An 18,764-nucleotide genomic window follows, 5' to 3' on the forward strand; every position below is an offset into this window, starting at 1 on the left:
GTCAGATCCGACAGGTCGCTGCACAAGGGCCCCGTCTTTGGGCCGGGTTTGGCGAGGTCCGGGAGGCCACGCGCGGCGGCCTCCCTCTTTTGCGATTGGTCTTCGGCCTTAGCCGTGCAGTCCAAGTTCGTTTGCGATCTTCCAGATCCGCCAGTGATCATGCGGCATATGGCTTTGGCGCAGGCCAAAGGCACGGAAGGCATCGTGCACTGCGTTGGAGAAGGCCGGCACGCCTCCCACATTGGGGCTTTCGCCCACGCCCTTGGCGCCGATCGGGTGATGCGGGCTGGGGGTTTCGGTGTGGTCGGTGGTGTAATGGGGCGTTTCCACGGCGGTCGGGATGAAGAAATCCATCAGCGTGCCGGTCTTGCAGTTGCCCATATCGTCATAGGCGATCTCCTGCCCCATGGCGATGGCGAGCGCCTCGGTGAGGCCGCCATGCACCTGCCCTTCGATGACCATCGGGTTGATCCGGGTGCCGCAATCGTCCAGCGCGTAGAACTGGCGGATTTCATGCTCACCGGTGTCGACGTCCACCTCCATGACGCAGATATAGGCGCCAAAGGGATAGGTCATGTTGGGCGGATCATAGTAGCTCACTGCCTCAAGCCCCGGCTCAACGCCCGGAATGGCCTGGTTGTAGGCCGCATAGGCAATGTCCTTCATGGTCTTGAAGCGCTCGGGCGCCCCCTTGACCACGAACCGGTCCACGTCCCATTCCAGATCGTTGTCATGCACTTCCAGCAGATAGGCCGCGATCATCTGCGCCTTGGCGCGGATCTTGCGCCCTGCCATGGCGGTGGCAGCACCGGCAACCGGGGTCGAGCGCGAGCCATAGGTGCCCAGACCATAGGGCGCGGTATCCGTGTCGCCTTCCTCGATGGTGATGCTGTCGGCAGAGAGACCGATTTCGGACGCTAGGATCTGCGCGAAGGTGGTCGCATGCCCCTGCCCCTGGCTGATGGTGCCAAGGCGCGCGATGGCCGATCCGGTGGGATGGATGCGGATCTCGCAGCTGTCGAACATCCCCATACCCAGGATATCGCAGTTCTTCACAGGGCCCGCGCCGACGATCTCGGTGAAATGCGTCAGACCAATGCCCAGAAGCTTGCGCGTCTTTCCGGCCTTGAAGTCCTCCACCCGCTGCGCCTGCTCGGCGCGCAGCTCATCGTATTTGACCGCCGCCAGCGCCTTGTCCCAGGCGGTGTGGTAATCGCCGGAGTCATACTCCCAGCCCAGCGCCGACTGATAGGGGAACTGATCGGCCTTGATGAAGTTGATCCGGCGCAGCTCGGCAGCGTCCATGTTCAGCTCCATCGCCAGCACTTCGATCATGCGTTCGATGAAATAGGCCGCCTCGGTCACCCGGAAGGAGCAGCGATAGGCCACGCCGCCCGGCGCCTTGTTGGTATAGACGCCATCAACGCCCACATAGGCGACCGGGATGTCATAGGACCCGGTGCAGATATGGAAGAAACCGGCCGGGAACTTGGTCGGGTCGGCGCAGGCATCGAACGCGCCGTGGTCTGCCGTTACATGGCAGTGCAGCCCGGTGATCTTGCCCTCCTTGGTGGCGCTGATCTTGCCCTTCATCCAGTAATCGCGGGCAAAGGCGGTGGCCATCAGGTTTTCCATCCGGTCCTCGATCCACTTCACCGGCTGACCGGTGACGATGGAGGCCACGATGGAGCAGACATAGCCGGGATAGACGCCCACCTTATTGCCGAACCCGCCGCCGATATCGGGCGAGATCACGCGGATGTTGTGCTCTTCGATCCCCGACAGAAGGCTGGCCACGGTGCGCACCACATGCGGCGCCTGGAACGTACCCCAGAGCGTCAGCTTGCCGTTGATCTTGTCCATGCTGGCGACCGAACCGCAGGGCTCCAGCGGGCACGGGTGGGTGCGGTGGTAGTAAACCATCTCCTCGGCAACCACTTCGGCCTCATCGATGACCTGTTCGGTGGCGTCCTTGTCGCCCTCTTCCCAGAGGAAGATGTGGTTGTGATGGCGGCGGGCACCATGTGCGCCCTCTTTCTCGTCCTTGATGTCTTCGCGCAGGACAACATCGGACTGCAGCGCCTCGAAGGGATCCACCAGAACAGGCAGTTCCTCGTAGTCCACCTCGACCAGTTCCACCGCGTCGGCGGCGATATAGCGGTCCTTGGCGACGACAAAGGCGACCTCCTGACCCTGGAACAGCACCTTGCCATCGGCCAGCACCATCTGTTTGTCACCGGCCAGGGTGGGCATCCAGTGCAGGGAGAGCGGTTCAAGATCCTTGGCGGTCAGCACGGCAATCACGCCATCCAGCGCCATGGCGGCATCGATGTTGATCGACTTGATGCGCGCATGGGCATAAGGCGAGCGGACAAAATCCCCGTGCAACATGCCCGGCAGAATGACGTCATCCACATAGTTGCCCTTGCCCTGGGTAAACCGGGCATCCTCGACCCGCTTGCGCGAGCAGCCCATCCCCTTGAGATTGTCGATCCGTTCCTGACGGTCCTCCAGATCCTTCATTGTGCTGCCTCCTTGGCTGCGTTCATTTCAGCTGCGGCGGCGAGGATCGCCTTGACGATGTTCTGGTACCCCGTGCACCGGCAGAGGTTGCCGGCGATGCCGAAGCGGACCTCTTCCTCGGTCGGGTTCGGGTTTTCCTGCAGCAGGCGATAGGCCCGCGTGATCATGCCAGGGGTACAATAGCCGCACTGCAGCCCGTGATGCTCTCGGAACATTTCCTGCAGCACATGCATGCCGTCAGGCGTGGCGATCCCTTCGATGGTGGTAACCTCGGCGCCATCCGCCTGAACGGCGAACATGGTGCAGGATTTCACGGACTTGCCGTTGATATCCACCGTGCAGGCCCCGCAATGGGAGGTTTCACAGCCCACATGCGGTCCGCGCAGTTTCAGGGTCTCGCGCAGGGTATGCACCAGAAGCTCGCGCGGCTCGGCGGCGACCTCGTGTTTTTCACCGTTCACGGTCAGGGTGATGATTTGTTTTCCCATGGTATCCTCCCTCAGGCCCGCGACCAGGCGCGCTCGATCGCGCGGCGCAGGATGACGCCAGCCACGTGTTTCTTGAACTCAACCGGACCGCGGTTGTCCTCGGTCGGGTCGATGTCGCCCAGCATGGCGGTGACGGCATCGCCCATTGCATCGGCGCCGCAGTCGGTGCCGACCAGCGCTGCCGCCGCATCCGCCGAGTAGACCGGCGTGTCACTGAGGTTGGTCATCGCGATCGAGGCCGAGGCGACCTTGCCGTCCGCTTTTTCGATGATCACCGCAGCCGCAGCCGTTGCGTAATCCCCGATCTTGCGCTTCTGCTTTTCATAGGCCTGCCCGCCTTTCGGCGCGGCAAAGGAGATCTTGGTCAGGATCTCGTCATCCTCGCGGTCGGTCATATAGGCCGCCTCGTAAAAGTCGCGCGCCTGAACCTCGCGGGTGCCATCCGGCCCCTGCAGGGTAAAGGTCGCATCAAGGCACTGCATGAGGCCCGGCATGTCATTGCCCGGATCGCCATTGGCCACGTTGCCGCCGATGGTGCCCATGTAGCGCACCTGGGGATCGGCGATCAGCAGCGCCGCCTCGCGCATGATCGGCGCAGCGTCGGCCAGCGCATCATCGGTGATCAGCTCGTGCTGGGTCGTCATGGCGCCGATGGTGACGGTGCCGCCCGCGACCGTGATGCCTTTCAACTCGTCAATGGACTGAAGATCGATCAGATGCGGCACATCCGCCATCCGCAGCTTCATCATCGGAATGAGACTGTGTCCGCCCGCCATGACGCGGGCATCATCCCCGTGTTCCTCAAGAACCGCCAGCGCCGCCGCAATACTGCCGGGCCGGTGGTATTCGAACTCTGAAGGTATCATCCGTTTCCTCCCTGAATGCCGGATTGGCGACATTAGAAGCGGCCACAGGTGGGCCGACGAGAACCGGGGAACGACCGCCGAACTCGCTTTCACGAAATGCGAATGACCTGCACGAGTTGCGAAAACAGGCCCTTTGGACGAAATCGCAAACGTGAATACGTGTCAGGGTTGAATTTCAGCGCGAGTCGACAATCGTATACCGGCTGACAGCCCGCCTGTGACCCGGCCGTCCCCTTGCGGAAAGGAAGATCGACCAGATGAAACCACGCGGCTCTCCTTGTGTCCTTTGGCCCGGATACGGGAGGTGGTGACCAGACTGAGGACAGGAAACAGGTTCAGGAAATGGAGGCGCGCCTTCCCTGCCCGTCGAGAACCGCATAACCCGGAAGACAGCGATCACAGCAATCAATTGCGGGCAAACACAGCGGCACCCGCCGCCAGCAAAAGCCCGCCCGCCTACATCCCCAGCCGGGCCCGCACATCCGCAAGACGGGAGCGGCTCACAGGAACCTTGGGCAGAGCAGGTGTTTCATCGAAATAGCACACGCCGTTGTCCTTCTTGCGCTCGAAACTGGTCACGTGGTCGAGGTTCACAAGGTAGCTGCGATGGGTCCGCACAAAGGAGCCGCTACCGATGCGGGTCTCAGCCTCCGAGATGGACCAGGGGCAGAACAGCTTGTTCTCGCCCGCGTAAAGCACAGTGTAATGCCCCTCGGCCCGGATCGCAGAGACATTGGCCGGGCTGATGAAGTGGGTACGCGAGTCGGCCTCATAAGGAATACGGCCTTCGCAGACGGGCTCTGCCTGCGCGGTCAGAGACTGGGCCGGTGTCTCGGCTGAAGGGCCCAGCCCATCGGATGCAGGATCAGGTGCCCGCTCCCCTTTCCCATCGCTGCCCGCTCCCCCAAGGTGCGTTGCAAATGTCACCCCGGACAAAAGAAAACTGCCGGACAGCACGAAGGCCGAAAGCGTCACGCCGAAGGCCAGCACGCCCCGGCTCATTGGTGGAACGAAGGTGGTGTATTCTGCCGACTGGGTAAATCCGGTGCCCGCCATGGCGATGAAATGCACCGCAAAGACCGCGACGCCAAAGCCAACGGTGCCCAGCAGGATATTGCGGGCACTGCGCTGCCCGTAGGACACCTGGAACGACGCCATGCTCAGCGCGATGGAGGCAGCAAAGGCAATCACGATCTGGGGCGCGGAATAGCTTGGCAGGCAGAGTTCCATCCCCGACATGCCGATATAATGCATTGCCGCGATGCCGCTGCCCATGATCACCCCCGCCAGCAGGATTTTGCTCCGGGTGCGGGTGCCGAAATGCACGATCAGCAACGCCAGACCCATGAACAGGATCGCCGTCAGCGCCGAAATCAGCGTGATCAGCGGATCAAAGTAATAGGCAACGGGCAGCTCCAGCCCCAGCATGGCCACGAAATGCATCGACCAGATGCCGCTGCCCAGAATGACCGCAGCGATGGAGACAACGATCTTGCGCACCGGTACCGACATCTGCGAGGCGCCCTGCACCAGCGACAGGCCGGAAAACCCGGCGATCACGGCGATCGCAAGCGAAGCAAGGACAAACAGGTGATTGTGGCTGTAATCGAGCAAAAAGGGCCTCCCTTCCCATTCAGCTCTGGTCGCGGCACGTGGCGCAGGCCTCTCCGGTCAGACGCCGCACCGCCGACAACATAGACCTATAGTTGAACCCCCGTCACTCGCCAAATGCAGAGAAGAAAAAAGAAACGCGCCCCGCAGGGCGCGTCCTGATCTGTTTCGACGCCTTACCTGTCGTCGTCGTCCTTGTCGAACTCGGCCATCAGAGGATCTTCTTCCTCCTCATCGTCATAGTAGCCTTCGGCGCGCAGTTTCTCTTCGCGCTTCTTCTCGACCCGGCCCACCAGAAAGATCGAAATCTCATATAGGCCATAGACCACGGTGAAGAGGATCAGCTGGGTGATCACATCCGGCGGGGTCACCAGCGCGGCCAGCACAAGGATCGCCACAACTGCGTATTTGCGCACAGAACCCAGCCCCTCGGCGCTGACCAGACCGGCCTTGCCCATCAGGGTCAGAAGCACCGGCAGCTGGAAGCACAGGCCAAAGGCCATGATGAACTTGAGCGTGATGTCCAGCGACTCGTTCACCTTGCCGAAGAAGGTGATGCGTACCCCTTCGGCGGTTTCCGGCACCACCGCCGCATCAACGGGCAGATCCTCCACCGCCCCGGACAGCAGGTTGGCAAAGATCGACGAGACATCCGCAAAGCCCAGAAAAAACGCCATGGCCAGCGGGGTGACGACGAAATGCGCAAAAGACGCCCCCAGGAGGAACATCACCGGCGAGGCCACCAGGAAGGGCAAAAAGGCGTTCTTTTCGCTCTTGTAAAGGCCCGGCGCCACGAACCGCCACAACTGATAGCCGATCACCGGGAAGGACAGCGCAAAGCCGAACACCATGGAGATGCGGAACAGAGTGAACAGGTATTCCTGCGGGCTGGTGTACTGCAAGGTGGGTGACGGATCGCCCAGCTCGCGCAGCGTTGCCTCGATCGGCCCCAGCAGGAACTGCAGGATCGGCTCGGCCACGGTAAAGGCCAGCACGATCCCGACGATAAAGGCCCCCACCGCCCGGATCAGTCGGGTGCGCAGCTCCGCCAGATGCTCGATCAGCGGCGCAGAGGAATCCTCGATGTCTTCGGATTGGCTCATGATTTGGTCTCTTTGTCCTCAGCCGCAGGGGCCGCGCCCGCCTCAAGCTCCTTTTCGGCCGCTTCGGCATAGGCGAGCGCCTCCTGCGCCTCCTTGGCCTTGCGTTCCGCCGCCGCGCGAGCCGTGGCCGCCTGGATCTTCTTGGCGTCCGCAGCGCGCTCGGCAGCCAGCTTTCCGGTTTCGCTCTCCGCGTCGAACTTGGTCGGGTCGATGGATTTGGCCATGTCCTGCGCCGCCTCCTTGACCCCGTCCATGGCGGTGCCGACCGGGTTGGTCGCGGCCTTCAGCCCCTGTGCCATATCCTTGACGCCGGCCTCGTCGGCGGCATCGTTCATCGCGCGGCTGAACTCGCGGGCCATGCCCTTGGCCTTGCCCACGAAACGCCCGACATTGCGGAACAGCACAGGCAGGTCCTTGGGACCGACCACGATCAGTGCGACGATCCCGACCACCAGAAGTTCGGTCCACCCAAGATCGAACATGGGCGGTTAGGCCTTGTCTTTTTCGGTCTCGGGCGTGATGTCCTTTGCCTCGACGGCTGCATCCTGCTCGATTTCGTCGGTGCTGTCCTTCACGCCCTTCTTGAAGGCGGTGATGCCCTTGCCGACTTCGCCCATCAGCGAAGAAATCTTGCCGCGGCCAAACAGGACCAGAACCACGACGGCGATCAGCAGAATGCCGGGAAGGCCGATATTGTTGAGCATGTGAGTGTCTCCTTCTTGTCCGGCGCCTATCCGCACCGGTTTTCCTTTGTCAGCATCGGTTTTACGGGCGCGCGGTTCGCGCGCAAAGACGCACGGGACTTCAGAACTGCCAATCCTGGACGAAAAGCGCCTGAAACACCGACCAGCGAAACCCAACTGACAGGTTTATGTCAGTTGAACCCTGCTAGGTCCAGCCTGTCACATCACAACGGAGACCCAAGAGATGACACAGACCAAAACCACCCCCGCCCAAACCAACCCCGTGGCCGAGATCGTCACCTTCACCCTGGCGGGCGGAATCACCCCTGAGGCTTTTGTCGCGCTCAGCCAGCAAAGCGAGGCTTTCGTGCGCGACCAGCCCGGCTTCATGGTCCGCCGCCTGTCCTGCGGCGACGATGGGCGCTGGAGCGATCACGTGGTCTGGCGCGATCATGCCAGCGCGCAGGCCGCGGCAGAGGCCTTTTCCAGGCAGCCCTTTGCCGCCGCGCTGATGCAGGCGATCGAACCCGGCAGCCTCGATATGCGCCACGAAGACATCCTGTGGCAGATGGCGGCTTGACCAATCGGTGCGGCGCAGGCCAAGGCTAGGGTCATGCGCCGCACCGACCGCCTTTTTGAAATCATCCAGATCCTGCGCGACGGGAAACTGCACCGCGCGCAGGACATTGCCGCGCGGCTGGAGGTCTCGACCCGCACCATCTACCGCGACATGGACACGCTGGTGGCCTCTGGCGTGCCGGTCGAGGGCGAGCGCGGCGTCGGCTACATGGTGCGCGAGGCGATCACTCTGCCCCCCCTCACCCTGACGCCCGAGGAGCTGGAGGCGCTGAACCTTGGCATGGCCATCGTCGCCGAGGCCGCCGACCCGGACCTCAAGGCCGCCGCGCAATCGCTGGCCGCCAAGGTGGATGCGGTCCTGCCCGCGGAAACCATCGCCGAGGCGGATGCCTGGAAATTCGCCGTCTACCCCTTTGCCGATGCCGCGCGCGGCTTTGCTCAGATGCCCACCCTGCGGGCCGCGATCAAGGCGCGTCAGAAACTGCAGATCACCTACCGGCGGATCGACGGAGAGGTAAGCCGCCGCAAGATCCGCCCTTTGCACATGGAATACTGGGGCCGCGTCTGGACCCTGACCGCATGGTGCGAGGCGCGCGAGGATTTCCGCGTCTTCCGGGTCGATCTCATCGAAGAGGCCACCGCCCTGCCCGAACTGTTCGTGGATGAGCCGGGAAAGCGGCTGGCGGATTATGATCCGAACCCCAAGGCATGAAAACGTCCGTATAGGCCCGAACCCGCGGCATGGTGTCATTCACCTGCAGGTTGGCATGGCTGGCGGACGCAGGCGTCACGACCTATTGCGAGCCTGTTCTGCGGCGCGCGCGCGTTCCGCAACCCGTGCCCGCGAGGCGGCAAGCTGTGCCCGGGCCGCCCGCGCCCTGTCCTGCAATCGATCCTCCGGCAGATCGGGAGGAGAGCCGCACAAGACATGGAAGCCTTTGAGGTCGGTAAAGGCCCACTGTGCGGCCAGCAGTTGATAGCTTTTGAGATCCCAGCCAGATTCATCGGTCTCAAATCGCATACGCCAGTTTCCCCGCACCCGCACCGGCAGCCGCAATCGCCGGATGCGAAGCATGGCTTCATGTCCACTTTTTGCCGTGCGCAGCCCCTGCGCGCGCATGACCTTGATCCGTTCCAGCAGCCCGCCGACGTCCTTCAGGCGGCGACCGGCAAAAAGCACCTCGATCTCCGCATTGGGTTTCACGATTCCCTTGATCACCAGGTCGCCCCGGTTGTTGCGGCTCAGGATGGGAATGAGCTCGACGGGAACGTCCCGCAGCTCGCGCTTGAACAAGCCGGCGTCCTCGATCTGAGGGGTAATTTCGCCCCTGTTTCTTCGTCGGTCTATGTTCCGGAGGTCCACGTCTTGGTTCACTCAGCATGCTCGGCAAGGGCATCGAATAGGGTTCATGCACCTCATGTACCGGGGAACCTATCTCCCGCCGGTTAACAGTGCATTGAAGAGTGCCCGGTGCAAGACGGTACGACACACTTGGACTTTGAAAAGTAAGGCAGATTGCTCACGGGGGCGGATCGTGGCCATATCAAGGGAGCCCTGCCCTTTGCAAATTCATCCTACCACCAAACGAAAAGCGCCCACCATCTGGCGAGCGCTGGTTCGCTGCGTCTTCTGTTGCGCTCAGGCCTTTCTGCGGCGACGCAGCAGGCCCAGACCGCCGAAGGCTCCGATCAGAAGAAGCCCCGTGGCCGGAAGGGGAACCGGAGCAATCGACGAGGTCCCGAGGATCGAGAACTGCTGCTCACGCTGATAAGTATAGTATGTATTGAAGGCCATGTTGTCGCGGGACTGGCGCAGGTTGCCCGCTGCATCAACCACCCCCCAATCGGAATAGCCGCCGAGATTGTTCACACCGTTGTAGCCAAACCAGTATGTCCCCGCGGCGAGGTTGAGGTTAAGCCCGCTAACGATCACGTCAAAGATCCGGTAACCGCTTGAGGTCGCAATCTGAGTTCCTGAAACAGACAGGTTGGTCAGCAAAAGAAGATTGTTCATTGCGCTGTCATAGATACCGATGTCCAGACGCGCCTGAGACAGGTCTGAGCCTGTGAACCCAAAAGCGAAATTCACGCCAGTGACTGTCGTGTTCCCGCTCAGGGTGAAATCATCAGCTATCCCATAAATACTGCCCGCATTGCGGTTGTGATTTGAGCCGGTTACGCCATTGTCAAAAACCGTCGCAGCCATGGTGCCAGAGGCAGAGATTGCAAGTGCCAGCACCGCGCCAGCCAATTTCTTGATGCTCATGAAATGTCTCCGAGAAAGAGTGTCACACGTCAGAAAGTTAACGATTAGTTAACAAAATATCACACTAGAGTCAATTCGCCCGGCTCGACCAAGCAGTCTTGGGGGGACAGCTTACCCCTTGGGAAAGACGAAACACCGGTTGCGCGGGACGGTAAGCCACAGAACGCGGCCCACTTCGGGCAGGAACACATTGGGTACCGTCACCTTCAGGAGTGATCCGTCAAAATCCATACGGAACTCCACCAGGTTCTCGTGGTTCAGGAAACGCGCGCGTTCGATCACGCCACGGGCCGGAACGCCGTCACTGGGCGTCGGGAGTGGCCCCTTGCCGGCACGGTCGAAATCGATGCGCACGTGCTGGGGGCGAAAAACGATCTCTGCGTCCGTACCACCGGGCACGCGAACTGGCCAAAGGGGGTCTTGGCCTCGGCCGTTTTCATCCATGCATTATTGCGGAGCCGGGTCGCATTCCTCGACCGGGAATTGGAATTCGAAACACGCCCCCTGTCCCAACTCTGACCTCACAGTGATGCGCCCCTTCCAGCGATCGGCGATTTTCTGAACAACGGCCAAGCCCAACCCGCACCCTTTGGCGCTATCCCGCGCCACCAGAATTTCGAAGGGTTCGAAGATGCGCTGATGGTCGTCCTCTTTGATGCCGGGGCCGTTGTCTTCCACACGGAAGATTGCCATTGAACCGTCCAGATGAGCCGTCACGCGGACATGTGGATCTGGTTGGTCATTGTGCAGAACCGCATTCGAGATCAGGTGTGAGAAGAGAGCCTGAAAATCTTCACGGGCGACCATCAACGTTGATACGTCCGGAGCAACCTCGATCTCATATGCTCCGTCATCCAGGTATTTTTGGGCGATATTGGTCAGCTCTGAAGAGATGTCCACGCTGCAGACCGTTGCCGTGGCTTCCCCGAGCAGTGCGTATTCCAGCAGCCCCGCCAGCTGCCCTTCCATCTGGGCCGCCTTGCTGGAGATCAAATCAAGGAACTTATGGGCCCGTGGCGGAATATCGGTTTGCGCATCCTCGAACTCTTCGGCGATCCACTCCGGGAGCATTGCCATGGCGCGAAGGGGCGCGCGCAGATCATGCCCGATCCTGTGCGCCAACCTGTTCATCTCATTGCATCCAGCACAGTCCTTGCTGTCGTTCGAGGCAGACACGGTGGCACTCAACATAGATGTAAAGCCTTTTTTCCCATAAGATGAAGAGGTTTTACCCGGCAGACGGCCCGGAACCGGCACAGTCCCAGGACGTGGTTATCGTTGTGCTGATCCTGCTGGACAGATCGGCCCCGCCCGGTCCCCCCGGCGCTGGGGCAGGCTGCATTTGCGACACATGGGAAATCTGGACCATTCGTTCCTCATGCTCCATTCAGCACCTCACGGATCACCTGGGGATTGAGGCCGGATTTTGTAACAATACGCCTGACGCCCGCGGCACTGGCCTTGTCCCACATGAAAGGCGAAGGCCAGTCCGAAACAATGATGATCGGCATTTCGGCCAGGCTAGGCACCTTGGCCAATTCCAGGACGAAGTCGATACCCTTTCCATCCGGCAAGGAGTTGTCCATCAGGAGCAGGCTGATCGGTTCGCGACTGATGACCAACCTTGCTGCCTGCAAGCTGTCGACTGCCGTGATCACGGCATCGTTCATTGCAGCTTTGGCAGTGCGCAGCATCATCATGCGATCAAATTCGTCATCTTCGACGATCAGGCATTTTGGCCGCGAACCATTGGCTTGCGTACGGACCATATTCACTCATTCCATGTCTTCAAAGTTGAAAACTTCACTAAAGACGCTCCGAACACTCGGACATCCTCTGCAGTATCGCGCGACTTGGTGACTTAAGCCCTAACAAAACAGATTTAACGGGAAGGCTCGTGTGGCATCGCTCGCGCAATCATGACGAGCGTTCGGCTTGCCGCGGTGCAGGACGGGCCTGTTTCCCTGGTCAAAGTCGTGACCGGTGAACTAGGCAAAGCGATGTTTTGGGTCGCCTCCCCCTACCCTTTGGGAAAGACAAAACAGCGGTTGCGCGGCACGGTGAGCCAGAGGACGCGGCCCACTTCCGGAAGGAACACGTTCGGCACCGTCACCTTCAGGAGCGAGCCGTCGAAATCCATGCGGAACTCCACCAGGCTTTCGTGGCCAAGGAAACGCGCGCGTTCCACCACGCCGCGGGCCGGAACGCCATCGCTGGGGGTCGGCAGTGGCCCCTTGCCCGCACGATCGAAATCGATGCGCACGTGCTGGGGGCGAAAGACGATCTCTACGTCCGTACCATCGGGCACGCCGGGGGCGAGGAACTGGCCAAAGGGGGTCTTGGCCAGCGCGCCGTTGACCTGCGCGTTCAGCACGTTGACGTCGCTGAAGAACGCCACCGCCGCCTTGTCGACCGGGCGGGTATAGACGTTATAAGGCGCGCCCTGCTGCACGATCCGCCCGCCCCGCATCAGGGCAATTTCATCGGCCATGCGCATGGCTTCCTCGGGTTCATGGGTCACCAGCAGAACCGCCGTATCTTCTTCGCGCAAGAGCGTCAGGGTTTCGTCGCGGATGCCATCGCGCAGGCGGTTATCAAGTCCGGAGAACGGCTCATCCATCAGCATGATGCGCGGGCGCGGCGCCAGGGCGCGGGCCAGTGCGACGCGCTGCTGTTCGCCCCCTGACAGCTGATGCGGGAAATCGTCGATGTATTTGGACAGCGACACCTTGGCGAGCAGTTCCTCGACCCGCGCACGTTTCTGATCCCTGGAGCCCTTCAGGCCAAAGGCCACGTTGTCGGCAACGCTGAGATGCGGGAACAGGGCAAAGTCCTGGAACATCAGCCCGATCTCGCGCCGCTCGGGGGGCACGCGAAAGACCGTGTCGCAGATCAGCTTGCCATCCACGTAGATTTCGCCCTCGTCCTGCATCTCCACCCCTGCGATCATGCGCAGGGTGGTGGACTTGCCGCAGCCCGACGGCCCCAGAAGGCAGGTGACCTGCCCCGCCTGAATGGTGAGCGAGACATCGTCCACCACCGCGCGCCCGTCAAAGAACCGCCGGATGTTGCGGATTTCGAGCCGGGGAACCGGAAGGTTTGGCGGGGTGGATACGGCGGTCATGGGGCCTCTCACTGATGCCGATCAAAACAATCGGGATTGCCCGCAGATAGCAACCCCGAAAAGCGCACGCAAGGGCGCCGTCCCTGAACACTCAGCAGCAGGATGCAGCGGCTGTCCCCTCGTCGAAGGCATTGAAGGGCGAGGCACCGCCACAGCCTGCGAAGATCCCGTAGTGATTGGAGAAATCGCCGATGAAGTCGAAATGCGGCGCAAGGCGGGTGTCCTGCAGCATCATCCAGGTGTTGCCGCAGACCGGAAAGACCTTGCCGGTCTCGATCACGTGGTGATCGTCCAGCTTCAGCGCATGGGGGCTGTGGGGGATGGTGCCCTTGTAGATCACCGCCTGTCCGTAGTCCTCGCAATCGGGCTCCAGATCCGGCAGCTTGAACAGCCGGTAGGTGGCCGACAGGAACTTGAGCGGCGCGACGCGCGCCTCCAGCTTGGGGTTCTCGATGGTCAGGGGCCGCGCCGTTACCATGCGCGGGTCGTTGAACCCGGCCTCGCGGGCCAGGCGCAGGAAATCGTTCCAGTACAGCGCCCCGGACAGGCATTCGCCATACAGAACCTCGTCCTGCGCCATCGCCTCGGGCACGCGGCGGTCGGCGTAGACGTCCGAGAAATACATCTCACCGCCCTCCTTCAGCAGCCGATGCGCCCCGCGCAGCACCGCGCCCTTGTCGGTCGCAAGGTTGATCACGCAGTTGGAGACGATGACGTCAAAGGAGCCGGGTTCCAGATCCAGTTCGTCCAGTTTTTCGATATAGCCGTGATGGAATTCCACATTGCTGGCCCCATGACCAAAGGCCGCTGCGTGATAGTCGCGGTGGCGCTGTGCCACCTCCAGCTGGGCCGGGGTCATGTCAACGCCCACGACACGGCCCTTGTCCCCAACCATGGCCGAGAGCGCATAGACATCGCGCCCAGCGCCGCAGCCCAGATCCAGCACCGAAGCGCCTTCCAGCGCCTCGGGCGCGATCAGACCGCAGCCGTAATAGCGCGTCAGCACCTCGTCATGGATCCGGGACAGGATCTCTTTTACATGATCCGGCATGTCATCCGGCGTGCAGCAGGCATTGGTTTGCAGATCCTCGCTGCCCTGCAGGACCTCGCCATAGTAGTTCTGCACGCTTTCATGTTTCATCTCTGGTCCCTTCCCCGTGTTGGCGGCCCATGGGTATCGCGCCCCCCGGCCCCGGACAAGCGGCAGAGCGCCGCAGTGACGCAAGCGTGAAGGGCGCCCTACTGCATCAGCTCAAACGCTGCCTCGGCCCGCACGGATCCATTGACCATCACCTCGATCCGGTGCGCGCCGGGCACCAGCGTTAAGGTGGTGGCATCCCCCTTCATGCGGTGGCGTTTTGAAAGGGACAGCCGCCCGTTCTTCAGATGCGCCTGTTTCAGCTTGAACACCTTGGCGGAGGTCTTCCCGCCGGGGCGCTGGAACTGCAGGCGGTAGTCCACCAGAACCGGCTGGTCCACGGGGCCAGACAGATCGACAAAGAAGGACAGCGCATCCCCGATGGACACCGCTCCAGCATCAAGCGTGATCTCAGCCGAGACCGGGGCGTCCGGGTCATAGCCCAGAAGGCCCAGCGCCCCCGAATGGCCCGCCTTGACCAGCCCGCGGCAGGCGTGCCGGATGATCCAGTCCATTTCCTTTTGTGCCTGCTGTTGCCCATCGCGCCAGCGGTGCAGGGTTTCCACCACTAGATCCGGCTCTTTTCTGGCAATGTCATTCAGATGATTGGCAACCGAGCGCGTTACGAACCGCGCGCGGTCCCCATGCAGAAGGTCCAGAAGCGGCAAGGGCGCACGGATATCAAGGTCGATCCCCATTCCCCAGGGCAGGCGCGGCCGCGTACCCTCGCTGACCAGTCGGCGCACGTGATAGTGCTCATGCACCGCCCAGCCCTGCATCCGCTCCAATGTCAGATCCGGCCAGCGGTTCAGCATGGGCCGGATCGCATATTCCATGGAAAACCGCTGCGTGAGTGCCTCCAGCAGATCCAGCGTCAGATCGGGATCATCCTCCAGCCCCTTGGCGATGACGAATTCTCCCAAGGGGGCAAAGATGAAATCGCCGAAATCATCGTCGCTTTTGGCCGGATCCAGCGGCGGCGGCAGGGCGGCCTGCAGCACCGGCGCCAGCTGGGGCAAGGGGGCTGCATAGTGGCGCGCCAGCACCTCGGCGATCCAGTTGATGCGCTGTTTCAGTTCCAGTTCCGGCAGGCGCCCCATCACCTGCGCCTCGAACCTGCCCGCATCGAACCCCGGATCCACGGCAGCAAAAAGACCCGCCAGGTAGCGGGTCTTTTCCAGATTGAACAGCTGGTCCTTCAGGGAAAAACCGCTGGCCATTCCGTTACAGCGTCATGTTGGTGGCGCCGCCATCCAGCAGGATGTTCTGGCCGACGATGAAGCCGGCATGCTGCGAACACAGGAAGGCGCAGGCCGCGCCGAACTCCTGCCGCGTGCCATAGCGATGCGCCGGGATGGTCGCCTCGCGCTGCGCCTTTGCCTCTTCGATGGAAATGCCCTGCTGGCTGGCCACGCCGGTATCCAGCGAGACGGCGCGGTCGGTGGCATGGATGCCGGGCAGAAGGTTGTTGATGGTGACCCCCTTGCCCGCAACCTGCCGAGAGGTGCCGGCCACATAGCCGGTGAGGCCCGCGCGGGCCGAGTTGGACAGGCCCAGAACGGCAATGGGTGCCTTCACGGACTGCGAGGTGATGTTGACCACGCGGCCCCAGCCCTTGTCCATCATTCCGGGCAGCAGCGCCTTCATCAGCGCGATCGGTGCCAGCATGTTCGCATCCAGCGCCTTGATGAAATCGTCGCGCTCCCAGTCGGACCACATGCCGGGAGGCGGACCGCCAGCATTGGTCACCAGGATGTCGACACCGCCCGCAGCATCCAGCACCGCCTTCTGCCCCTCGGGCGTTGTGACATCGGCCGCCACGGTTTCAACCTCAACACCATAGGTGTCGCGGATGCCTTGAGCGGCGGCCAGCAGCGCCTCTTCGCCGCGGGCGTTCATCACCAGGTTCACACCTGCTTCGGCCAGCGCCTCGGCGCAGCCAAGACCCAAGCCCTTGCTGCTGGCACAGACCAATGCGCGCTTGCCTGCAATTCCAAGATCCATGTTCGTCCTCCATCGGGATTCTGCGTTTCCGGCCAGAGAGTGCACCTTCCGCGAGGGAATGACCAGACTCGGAAGAGTGGTCCGAATTTCTGCGCCTTCCGGCCCGTTTCATGCCATAATCGTCGGGTAGAACCTGTCCACTCAGCAGTGCGAAAGAACCATCACGTGACACAGGCGCGCTTCGCCACCAGATCCATTCCCGCCTTTCCGGCCGAAGCCTTCCGTGTGGACGTCGGTGCAAACATGGGCGACCCTTTGGGCGTGCTGGAGGATCTGGTTCTGGACGACATCTACAGTCTGGGCATAGGCACGCAATCCCGGCGCCTGTCGCTCAGCAGCGACAGCGATGGAACCTTCACCGTGGCACCGGATACCGAACTGGGCCATCCCGGCGCCATTCTGCACCTGGATTGCACTTTGACCCTGATGCCCGAGATCGGCACCAACGTGGATGCCCTGGTGCTGGTCGAGGTCGACGGCGAGGGGATGATCGCGGCCATCTACCTTGCCCCCCTTGCGCCGCTTATGCCGCAGGTCGGTTACACGCTGCTGAGCGCCGATCGCGATGGCGCCCGCGCCCGGCTGGCACAGATGGCCTCGGTCTCTTTCACGCGCGGCACACATATCACGCTTGGCAGTGGCGCCCAGAGGCCGATCGAGGATCTGCGTCCCGGAGACCGGATCCTGACCCGCGACGATGGCGTGCAGGAACTGCGCTGGATCGGCCAGACCACCAGCCGCGCCGTGGGCGCCATGGCCCCGATCCTGATCCGCAAGGGCACGCTCAACAATGCGCGCGACCTGCTGGTCAGCCCCGACCACCGGCTGATGGTCTATCAGCGCCACGATGCGCTGGGTGTCGGCACGCCCGAGCTGCTGATCCCCGCCCGCCACCTGGTGAACGGCGACAGCGTGGTGGTGCAGGACGGCGGATTCGTGGACTATTTCCAACTGCTGTTTGACCGCCATCACATCGTCTATGCCGAGGGGATCGCAGCCGAAAGCCTGTTCCTGGACCCTGTGACCGAACCCGCCCTGCCCCCCGAACTGCTGGAGCGCATTGCCGGGATCTCAAGCCCCCACCAGCGCCGCGACAGCCACGGGCTGGACGTGCCAAGGCCCCTTTTGGACCGCCCGGATCTGGTGGAACTGCTGAAACGGGCATCGCTGAGGTAGGTCTGTCAGGGGCGCAAGGCGCAAAAAAGCAAAGCAACCTGATGCCGCATTGCGAAGCAGAAGTTGAAACCTGTGCGGCCGCTCGGTCCGGGCGCGGCTTGACCCCATTTGCAGCAAAGTCAATCATCGCGGCGACTTATAGGAGGCGATGAAGCGTGAATGACATGGTGGTACAAGGCGGTCATATGCAAAGGCAAGCCGCAAGCAAGCGTATAGTTTCTGCGCAAGGGTCTGACTACCTTGGTTTCAACGTCTTCCCGGGCGGAACGATGCTTGTGACCTCGTCTATCGAGGTCGCTGAACCGACCGAGATCTGCTTTGCCCAGGATGAAAACGGCCAGCACATCTCTGCCCAGTATTTTCTGTCGGGCGAGGCCAGCATCATCATGGGGAATGGCCATGGGCAGCATTGGACGCAAGACGGAACATCCGTGATCCGCAGTGATACACCCGGTTTCCGGCTGATCGTGAAGCCGGGACAAGTCCTGCGCCATGTTTGCGTGGCGATGTATCGTCATGACCTGAAGGGCCGCCTGGATGAAACATCCTGCCCGCAGCTTGCGCGCTTGATGGCAGCTGATGAGACCGTCGACCTTGCTGTACCGGTTCCCACTGACATGCTGGTGCGCAGTACAGCGCAGCGGCTGTATCAGCTGCGCGCGGCGACCGGGCTCGGCAGCGTCAGGGCAGAAGGTCTGGCCATCAGCTTTCTGTCCGAGGTGTTGTTCGGCTATGGTCAATTGGCACTGGACGATGCAGACAGTAGCAGCGTTTTGCCGTGGCAGGCCCATAGGGTACGGCTGCTCAAGGCTGCCATCGATGCCGATCCGGGCCAGAGCTTTGCCGAAGGTGAAATGCTGGAGCGGTTCTCAATGGGCGATCAGATGGCGCGGCGGGTGTTTCAGGAGGTGTTCGGAACCACTCTTGCGGCATACACACGCACCGCGCGCCTGGCCAAAGCGCAGGCAGCACTGCGCGATGGCACCACTTCGGTCAAACAGATCGGCTTTGCCTGTGGCTATGCTCATATTGGCAACTTCACCCGGGCCTATAAGCAGCACTTTGGGGAAACCCCTTCGGACACGCGCGCACGCGCCGCGCAGGAGCGTTAGAAACCCAGGCCCTTGCGGTGGAAAGACTTATCATTTCAGGTAAAAATTTATCATAAAAGGCCAGAGCCCTAGCCAGAGCTTTGATCCGATT

Annotated in this window: 19 protein-coding genes and 1 pseudogene; 4 read left to right on the plus strand and 16 right to left on the minus strand. The window is 61.8% G+C overall.

Annotation, left to right across the window (positions count from 1 at the left end; translation table 11 throughout):
- Nucleotides 1-108 precede the first annotated feature (108 nt).
- From AADA15_RS02630 to tatA, 7 genes are all read right to left on the minus strand, one after another.
- On the minus strand, nt 109-2,523 hold the full coding sequence (locus AADA15_RS02630) for an aerobic carbon-monoxide dehydrogenase large subunit (RefSeq protein ID WP_341639981.1): 2,415 nt from the start codon (nt 2,521-2,523) through the stop codon (nt 109-111).
- On the minus strand, nt 2,520-3,011 hold the full coding sequence (locus AADA15_RS02635; protein WP_341639982.1) for a (2Fe-2S)-binding protein: 492 nt from the start codon (nt 3,009-3,011) through the stop codon (nt 2,520-2,522). Before AADA15_RS02635 ends, AADA15_RS02630 begins: the two co-directional genes overlap by 4 nt.
- An 11-nt stretch (nt 3,012-3,022) precedes the next feature.
- Nucleotides 3,023-3,877, minus strand: a complete 855-nt coding sequence (locus AADA15_RS02640; RefSeq protein WP_341639983.1) for an FAD binding domain-containing protein — start codon at nt 3,875-3,877, stop codon at nt 3,023-3,025.
- A 456-nt stretch (nt 3,878-4,333) separates the two neighbouring features.
- The gene (locus tag AADA15_RS02645) at nt 4,334-5,491 is read right to left on the minus strand and encodes an MHYT domain-containing protein (RefSeq protein WP_341639984.1); all 1,158 of its coding nucleotides are present in this window, start codon (nt 5,489-5,491) and stop codon (nt 4,334-4,336) included.
- A gap of 173 nt (nt 5,492-5,664) precedes the next feature.
- Nucleotides 5,665-6,591, minus strand: coding sequence for a twin-arginine translocase subunit TatC (tatC, locus tag AADA15_RS02650; RefSeq protein WP_341639985.1), 927 nt, complete (start codon nt 6,589-6,591; stop codon nt 5,665-5,667).
- Entirely contained in the window at nt 6,588-7,073 is a 486-nt protein-coding gene (tatB, locus tag AADA15_RS02655; RefSeq protein ID WP_341639986.1) for a Sec-independent protein translocase protein TatB, read from the minus strand. The genes tatC and tatB overlap by 4 nt, the downstream gene beginning before the upstream one ends.
- Before the next feature lie 6 nt (nt 7,074-7,079).
- Entirely contained in the window at nt 7,080-7,295 is a 216-nt protein-coding gene (gene tatA, locus AADA15_RS02660; protein WP_192967046.1) for a twin-arginine translocase TatA/TatE family subunit, read from the minus strand.
- A 223-nt stretch (nt 7,296-7,518) separates the two neighbouring features.
- Here tatA and AADA15_RS02665 point away from each other — a divergent pair, with 223 nt between their 5' ends.
- Together AADA15_RS02665 and AADA15_RS02670 are read left to right on the plus strand one after the other, a co-directional pair.
- A complete protein-coding gene (locus AADA15_RS02665; RefSeq protein ID WP_341639987.1) occupies nt 7,519-7,854 on the plus strand; it encodes a hypothetical protein in 336 nt (111 codons plus the stop codon).
- Nucleotides 7,855-7,887: 33 nt separating this feature from the next.
- On the plus strand, nt 7,888-8,565 hold the full coding sequence (locus AADA15_RS02670) for a helix-turn-helix transcriptional regulator (protein WP_341639988.1): 678 nt from the start codon (nt 7,888-7,890) through the stop codon (nt 8,563-8,565).
- A 75-nt stretch (nt 8,566-8,640) separates the two neighbouring features.
- On the opposite strand, the gene AADA15_RS02675 is transcribed toward AADA15_RS02670, so the two are convergent.
- From AADA15_RS02675 to AADA15_RS02715, 9 genes and pseudogenes are all read right to left on the minus strand, one after another.
- Nucleotides 8,641-9,147: a hypothetical protein gene (locus AADA15_RS02675; protein ID WP_341639989.1), complete on the minus strand. Its 507-nt coding sequence runs from the start codon at nt 9,145-9,147 to the stop codon at nt 8,641-8,643.
- A 345-nt stretch (nt 9,148-9,492) separates the two neighbouring features.
- On the minus strand, nt 9,493-10,119 hold the full coding sequence (locus tag AADA15_RS02680) for a VPLPA-CTERM sorting domain-containing protein (protein WP_341639990.1): 627 nt from the start codon (nt 10,117-10,119) through the stop codon (nt 9,493-9,495).
- Between the two features lie 111 nt (nt 10,120-10,230).
- A pseudogene (locus AADA15_RS02685) lies at nt 10,231-10,550 on the minus strand (Fe3+/spermidine/putrescine ABC transporter ATP-binding protein); the annotation flags it as partial.
- Nucleotides 10,551-10,566: 16 nt separating this feature from the next.
- A complete protein-coding gene (locus tag AADA15_RS02690; protein WP_341639991.1) occupies nt 10,567-11,250 on the minus strand; it encodes a sensor histidine kinase in 684 nt (227 codons plus the stop codon).
- A 245-nt stretch (nt 11,251-11,495) separates the two neighbouring features.
- The gene (locus tag AADA15_RS02695) at nt 11,496-11,888 is read right to left on the minus strand and encodes a response regulator (protein WP_341640072.1); all 393 of its coding nucleotides are present in this window, start codon (nt 11,886-11,888) and stop codon (nt 11,496-11,498) included.
- 251 nt (nt 11,889-12,139) lie between these two features.
- Nucleotides 12,140-13,243 carry an ABC transporter ATP-binding protein gene (locus AADA15_RS02700; RefSeq protein ID WP_341639992.1) on the minus strand — a complete coding sequence of 368 codons (1,104 nt, stop codon included), beginning with the start codon at nt 13,241-13,243 and terminating at the stop codon, nt 12,140-12,142.
- 91 nt (nt 13,244-13,334) lie between these two features.
- Nucleotides 13,335-14,384: a methyltransferase domain-containing protein gene (locus AADA15_RS02705; protein ID WP_341639993.1), complete on the minus strand. Its 1,050-nt coding sequence runs from the start codon at nt 14,382-14,384 to the stop codon at nt 13,335-13,337.
- A 98-nt stretch (nt 14,385-14,482) separates the two neighbouring features.
- The gene (locus AADA15_RS02710; protein WP_341639994.1) at nt 14,483-15,601 is read right to left on the minus strand and encodes a YhaZ family DNA alkylation repair protein; all 1,119 of its coding nucleotides are present in this window, start codon (nt 15,599-15,601) and stop codon (nt 14,483-14,485) included.
- 4 nt (nt 15,602-15,605) lie between these two features.
- Nucleotides 15,606-16,385: an SDR family oxidoreductase gene (locus AADA15_RS02715; protein WP_341639995.1), complete on the minus strand. Its 780-nt coding sequence runs from the start codon at nt 16,383-16,385 to the stop codon at nt 15,606-15,608.
- A gap of 165 nt (nt 16,386-16,550) precedes the next feature.
- Here AADA15_RS02715 and AADA15_RS02720 point away from each other — a divergent pair, with 165 nt between their 5' ends.
- Both AADA15_RS02720 and AADA15_RS02725 read left to right on the plus strand, forming a co-directional pair.
- A complete protein-coding gene (locus AADA15_RS02720) occupies nt 16,551-17,561 on the plus strand; it encodes a Hint domain-containing protein (protein WP_341639996.1) in 1,011 nt (336 codons plus the stop codon).
- Between the two features lie 275 nt (nt 17,562-17,836).
- Entirely contained in the window at nt 17,837-18,673 is an 837-nt protein-coding gene (locus tag AADA15_RS02725; RefSeq protein WP_341639997.1) for a helix-turn-helix transcriptional regulator, read from the plus strand.
- Nucleotides 18,674-18,764 lie beyond the last annotated feature (91 nt).

The organism is Phycobacter sedimenti (genome assembly GCF_038148855.1).
In the GTDB taxonomy this organism is placed as follows: domain Bacteria; phylum Pseudomonadota; class Alphaproteobacteria; order Rhodobacterales; family Rhodobacteraceae; genus Phycobacter; species Phycobacter sedimenti.